Annotated in this window: 7 protein-coding genes; 6 read left to right on the top strand and 1 reads right to left on the bottom strand. The window is 46.0% G+C overall.

The window, feature by feature from the left end; translation table 11 throughout:
• Positions 1 to 183: 183 nt before the first annotated feature.
• The 6 genes from C0068_RS19350 to C0068_RS19320 all read left to right on the top strand — a co-directional run bounded on the left by C0068_RS19350 (position 184) and on the right by C0068_RS19320 (position 5,062).
• Positions 184 to 1,335, top strand: a complete 1,152-nt coding sequence (locus C0068_RS19350) for an IS4 family transposase (RefSeq protein ID WP_103686122.1) — start codon at positions 184 to 186, stop codon at positions 1,333 to 1,335.
• Between the two features lie 565 nt (positions 1,336 to 1,900).
• On the top strand, positions 1,901 to 2,905 hold the full coding sequence (locus tag C0068_RS19345; protein ID WP_103686121.1) for a DUF4917 family protein: 1,005 nt from the start codon (positions 1,901 to 1,903) through the stop codon (positions 2,903 to 2,905).
• 226 nt (positions 2,906 to 3,131) lie between these two features.
• Positions 3,132 to 3,638 (top strand): hypothetical protein, encoded by a 507-nt coding sequence (locus C0068_RS19340; RefSeq protein WP_103686120.1) that lies wholly within the window; start codon positions 3,132 to 3,134, stop codon positions 3,636 to 3,638.
• 192 nt (positions 3,639 to 3,830) lie between these two features.
• Positions 3,831 to 4,100, top strand: coding sequence for a hypothetical protein (locus tag C0068_RS19330; RefSeq protein WP_103686118.1), 270 nt, complete (start codon positions 3,831 to 3,833; stop codon positions 4,098 to 4,100).
• A gap of 111 nt (positions 4,101 to 4,211) precedes the next feature.
• Entirely contained in the window at positions 4,212 to 4,445 is a 234-nt protein-coding gene (locus C0068_RS19325) for a hypothetical protein (protein ID WP_103686117.1), read from the top strand.
• A 146-nt stretch (positions 4,446 to 4,591) separates the two neighbouring features.
• Complete coding sequence (locus C0068_RS19320; RefSeq protein WP_103686116.1) at positions 4,592 to 5,062, top strand: hypothetical protein; 471 nt, start codon at positions 4,592 to 4,594, stop codon at positions 5,060 to 5,062.
• A 51-nt stretch (positions 5,063 to 5,113) separates the two neighbouring features.
• Here the strand turns inward: C0068_RS19320 and C0068_RS19315 are convergent.
• On the bottom strand, positions 5,114 to 5,392 hold a 279-nt coding region (locus tag C0068_RS19315; protein WP_146047867.1), incomplete at its 5' end, for an integrase core domain-containing protein.

Below are 5,392 nucleotides of genomic sequence, written 5' to 3'. Positions count from 1 at the left end.
GCCGCCGAGGGAAAGTATTGGATTAGCCACTAAACCGTGGCCAGTTTTACTTGACCACTACAGTTTGATTCTGAAGGCGGATCATTGCTGTCCCATAAAACAGACATAAAAAAGGCTTGAACCTCAACAAGTTGTTACAATAGATGTGCTACCAAACACTGTAATAACAGGGAGATTCAAGCCTTGGCACATCATAACACGGTATTTTCTCAATTGCTGAAACTGGTATCGAGACATGAATTTGAAACCCTCGCCAAAGAGCACCACGAGGGTCAAAAACTGCGCAAGATGTCGCGCTGGTCCCAGTTCGTCGCACTGAGCCTGGCACAATTTTCTGGCCGCTCTAGTTTGCGTGATATCGTCAGCAACCTGTCCGCGCAAGCCGCCAGGCTCTACCATCTTGGCGCGGGGAATGTAACGCGAAGCTCCCTCTCCCGTGTGAACGAGAACCAACCTTATACGCTGTACGAGGCGCTGTTCCATAAGTTGCTTTCCCGCTGCCAGGGCGTAGCGCCTAAGCATGGATTTCGTTTCGGGAACAAGCTGTATTCCCTCGATTCCACGACGATTGATTTGTGTCTCTCCGTGTTTCCCTGGGCAAAATTCCGCCGTGCCAAAGGGGCGGTAAAAGTCCATGTTGGCCTCGATCATGAAGGCTTGCTCCCCAGTTTTGTCAGCATAAGCGACGGCAAGAAACACGATGTCACTGTCGCTCGTGCTCTGGAACTACCGGCCGAGAGCATTGTGGTCATGGATCGTGCCTACGTCGATTACTCATGGTTTAACTCTTTGAATAACAATGGGGTATTCTTTGTCACTCGCCAGAAACGGAATGCAATATACCGCATCATCGAACGCCGTGACGTGATTAAATCCAAGGGCCTGACCTGTGACCAGACCATTTTGCTCACAGGTACCAAGGCGGAAACTTGCCCCGTTCCTCTGCGCCGGATCGGGTATCGCGATCCAGAAACCGGCAAGCACTATGTGTTCTTAACCAATAACTTCCACCTTGCCGCCAAGACGATTGCGGACATCTACAAATCCCGCTGGCAAATCGAACTGTTCTTTAAATGCATCAAGCAAAACCTGAAAATCAAATCGTTTGTAGGCACGTCCAAGAATGCTGTTATGACTCAAATTTGGATCGCCATGTGCACCTATTTACTGCTGGCCTGGATCAAGTTCAGCAGCCAAATTGATCGCAGCCTTCAGCAAATGATTCGCCTTCTTCAGCTCAATTTATTTGAGCGGCGAGATCTCCTTTCTCTGTTGAGAGGGGATCCGCCTGAGTTACCCAACAACCCCAATCACCCGCAGCTTCATTTGCTATGAATATTTGTGGGACAGCAATGAAGGCGGATATATAACTTATTGAATCAACAGGAGGCTGGTCATCTGACTCACAGATAGCTTAGTTTAGTTTTCAAATTACACTACCTAGTTAGTGATTAAATAGTGTAATTCTCGGATTTGCCTCTAACAGTTACCGGGAAGTATCTGAAACGGCCAGTACGTGCCAATTGCAGACATAGTGATCGACATTATTTTCGGCAGTTGTGTCAGATTAGCGGACATTCAGATCGACCTATTCTTCGGCAGAGTAAAATCTCATTTACGCTTATTAATAGCGTGTTCAGTAGAAGCGGGCTCACTAATTCTGTCTACAGTAGTCTAAGTTGTTGATTTATATTCAAGCGGGTTTATGATCAAGAGAAGGGAATAAAGAACAGATATAAGGAGTCAGTCTTGCTAACACCGACAGAATTTTCCGCGATACACACCCAAGCCTTTGATCGAATGGCGTTTTTCAATGACCTCCCAAATATTCTCCCCGAGATAGGGGGCCAAGGCCCGAGTCTTCATAACAAAGCTGCTATGTTTCTCGGGGAAAAATGGAGTGACTGAACACCGCATCGACGAACACCTCATAGACTGGAACGAAATCGCTGAAGCTGGTTGGCAGTCCCTTCTCCTAGGAAATGGTTTTAGCATGAATGTCTGGACGAGATTCGGATATGGGACGCTTTTCGAATTAGCTCAACTTCCAGATCTCGAACATCGATTGACTAATGAGTCGATTGCTTTGTTTGGCCACGTTGGGAGCGCAAACTTTGAGGATGTCCTAAGAATTCTTTTCCACGCGAAGTTGGTTGACGAGCAAATTGGCAATCCCCAGCAGGAAGCGATTTCGCAGCTCTACTCGAACACAAAAAACGCCCTTGCATCGGCTGTTAATTTTGCTCATGTACCGCACGGCCAAGCAGATGTAACGACGATTAACAGAGAGCTTCGTCGGTTCAGTGACGTTTTTTCTACCAACTACGACCTTTTGCCTTACTGGTCAATTTTGCATGACGAAATATGGAGATTCAAAGACTACTTTTGGGGAGCGAATAGCACATTTGATCTTACCGACACAGAAGTCCCTGCGGATCGCACAAAGATCCACTATTTGCATGGCGCAATACACTTGGTCGAGCTTGCCGACGGAAAGACCCAAAAATTGACATGTGGTGAGGATGGCAATCTTCGAGAGCTCTTCGATCTGGCCGCGGAGGATAAATTCCCACTCTTTATTTCAGAGGGGAGCTGGAAGCGCAAGTTGTCCCGCATCAAACGCAACGACTACTTGCGGTTTTGTTTTGAAGGCTTTAGTCGCCTCAATGGGGGCCTTGTTGTACTGGGCCATTCCCTGCATAAAGACTACGATCAACACATTGTTGACTCAATGGCGGCTAGCTCTCTAACAAAAATCGCGATTGGTGTCTGGCCTCATCAAGACGCTGAAGCGATAGTGGCGTTTAAGTCACGTATCGCGCACGACATCAGTGGGAAACAGCTGCACTTCTATAATTCAGAAACGCACCCATTGGGAGCAGTAGAGTTGCGTGTAGAAACATAACAAATCGTTGCAAGGGACGTTTGACCCGCTGCCCACTTTTGCTGCCGCAAAAACCGGCATCGCCTCAAGCGCCCCAGAAATCAGGCGTTAGGTGAAAATATCTATGGCCTAAAGAGTTAGCAGTCAATAAGGCTCGCCAGGGAAATTAAATATGAAATGTGCTATTTGTGATATGGGCATACATACAAACAGGTAGCTGTTAAAGCATTTAAAGGAAGAGCATGACTTGTCAGCAGTTGAATATTTTGATTTTAACCGTAATGCCGATAAGTTTTGCAGCAAATGCAAAGAGTTGAAGCCAATAAATAACTTTTTTGTTGATAAGGGAAACAACTACGGGCATAGAGCTCAATGTATTGAATGCATGAAGCCTGGTGGCAATAAGCGCCCGTGTCCAATCTGCAATAGAGTGATGGAGTGGTCAGCAATAATCACCCATATGCGTAATGAGCATGAGATAGCTCCACAGGCTGGCTACGATGAATACCTAAAAGAAAAGCTTTGCCGTAAGTGCAATAATGTCAAGCCTCTAGATGCATATGCAAGAGCTAAAGGGGTCAAGTCTTGCTTTTTGCCTTGGTACACCTCGCTGGCTCAATTAAGCCAGTCAGGAGGTTGCTTGGCAAGACCGATGAGATTGGAGTTTGCAGGCGCGCTTTATCATGTCACGTCTGCGATGTTGAGGAAGAATCGGCAGGAGGCTATCATAAAAGCAGTAATAAGTCGGGGTTAAAGCATGAAGGAGGCGGTGACTATTTTGGGTTACATTATTCGAGGATTAGCCGAATTGTTAGCCAGGCAAAAGGCAAGACTTGACTCCTTTGGCACGCGTTTTGTGGCGGCCGCTATGCTGCCAAAAAACAATCACCTACATAAATTCGCCTGTTACGGGCGTTATGTAGCCATGAGAGAGGAGTAGATTCTAATGAATCATACTTATATTGCTGGTGCCGTTGTTTTGATTTTTATTCATGCTCTATATGCAACGTTCTCCACGAGGCAAGCTGTCAATGAGGTGCCATTTCGAAGTGAGCTAACTCTGCTGCTTCTTTTAATATGGGTTATCCCTTTCGCTGGTGCATATATAGCAAATCGTAGAATGAACCCGAAGTGGCGGCAGTCCTTCCAGCCAATTGATAGAGAGGCTTCGCTAATGTCTAGTAGCAATTCTTCTCATGGTGCTGGTGGTGATTGAGTCACATAACAAGCGCAGCCAGTATGCTCCGGCACTTCGGGCCTGCGCGGGACGCCTAACGCTGCGCATTAGTCGCCCCTGCTGCGAGCGTTAAATGTATAAGAGCCTGAGATGAAGTTCATAGGAATTGCCATAGTCGTTATAGTGGTTGCCGTGGTCGCAATCTTGGTTAATGGCGCAATCGCGAATGTTGAAGACAGCTCGCCAGGCGGCTTTGACAATCCAGATGGAAAGTGGAGTGATGCCATTCGGCACCCAAAACGTCATCAAGTCATTATCTGGTGTTTGGGCGGTCTCACGATAGCGTGGTTAGTTTACATGTGGGTTTCAAATGCAAACATTTAACAAGCACGCGGAGTTAGCCGCTGAAAAGCGCGGCGGGACAGCCAAAGCTCCGCACCTTTTTGTGCAATCGCTGCGCTCATTTTTGCACAAAAACGCGCTCCACTTTGCCTGCCCCTCGCGTGGGCGTTAGGTTTTCAGGATAGAACATGCAAGATTTAATGATAGGTGTAGCTAAAATTGTATTACCTGGAATTTTAATTGCCATATTTACTTCAATAATTACTGTCAAATTATCCATTCGTAAGTTTCATGAAGAGAAATGGTGGGAGAAAAAGCAGCAAACCTATTCTAATCTTCTTGAGGCCCTTCATCATTTAAAAAACTATGCTTCCGAGCATTATGAAGGGCAATTACTTCGAAAAGATATGAACGAAGAAAAGCGTGAGGAATTAACCTCGGACTGGAAGAAATACTCGAGAGAGCTGAGAAAATTAATGGATTTGGCATCCTTTCAACTTAGCGACAAAGCTGTCGAAATACTCGATCTATACAGCAAAGAAAAGACCGAAGCCGAGCAGTCCGATGATATATATGATTGGATAGATGGGGATTTAGCAGCGGTCACAAAATGCCTAGATAATTTAAAAATAGAAGCAAAAAGAGATCTTAAGGTGTAGTAGCTCAGACTTGATCTGACAGTTACCCGTTTTTTACCGGTGTCTGCCAGTTTAGATCTGAGCTAAATTCTTCTCAGCCCAGATCGTTTTACCATCAAGTAAAGTTGCCATTGGCGTTCTGCCGCAGCACATCTTGCCCTGATGAGTTCGCTCATTGTTGTAATATTTAATCCATTCGTCCAGATCTTTTTGTAGCTCGTTAATATCGGCATACAGTTTCTTGCGGAAGGTGATCTGATAGAACTCTTGCAGAATGGTCTTGTGGAAGCGCTCGCAGATCCCATTGGTTTGCGGATGCATTGCTTTCGTCTTCGTATGATCAATGTCATT

It is taken from the genome of Zhongshania marina (assembly GCF_002915595.1).
Taxonomy (GTDB): domain Bacteria; phylum Pseudomonadota; class Gammaproteobacteria; order Pseudomonadales; family Spongiibacteraceae; genus Spongiibacter; species Spongiibacter marinus_B.
Note: the sequence above shows the minus strand (reverse complement) of the source record. Positions and strands in the feature narration are given on the sequence as shown.

Excerpts from the sequence above, each read along its gene's own strand:
- C0068_RS19330 (WP_103686118.1), top strand. The coding sequence starts at position 3,831 with ATGAATCATACTTATATTGCTGGTGCCGTTGTTTTGATTTTTATTCAT.
- C0068_RS19325 (WP_103686117.1), top strand. The coding sequence starts at position 4,212 with ATGAAGTTCATAGGAATTGCCATAGTCGTTATAGTGGTTGCCGTGGTC.
- C0068_RS19320 (WP_103686116.1), top strand. The coding sequence starts at position 4,592 with ATGCAAGATTTAATGATAGGTGTAGCTAAAATTGTATTACCTGGAATT.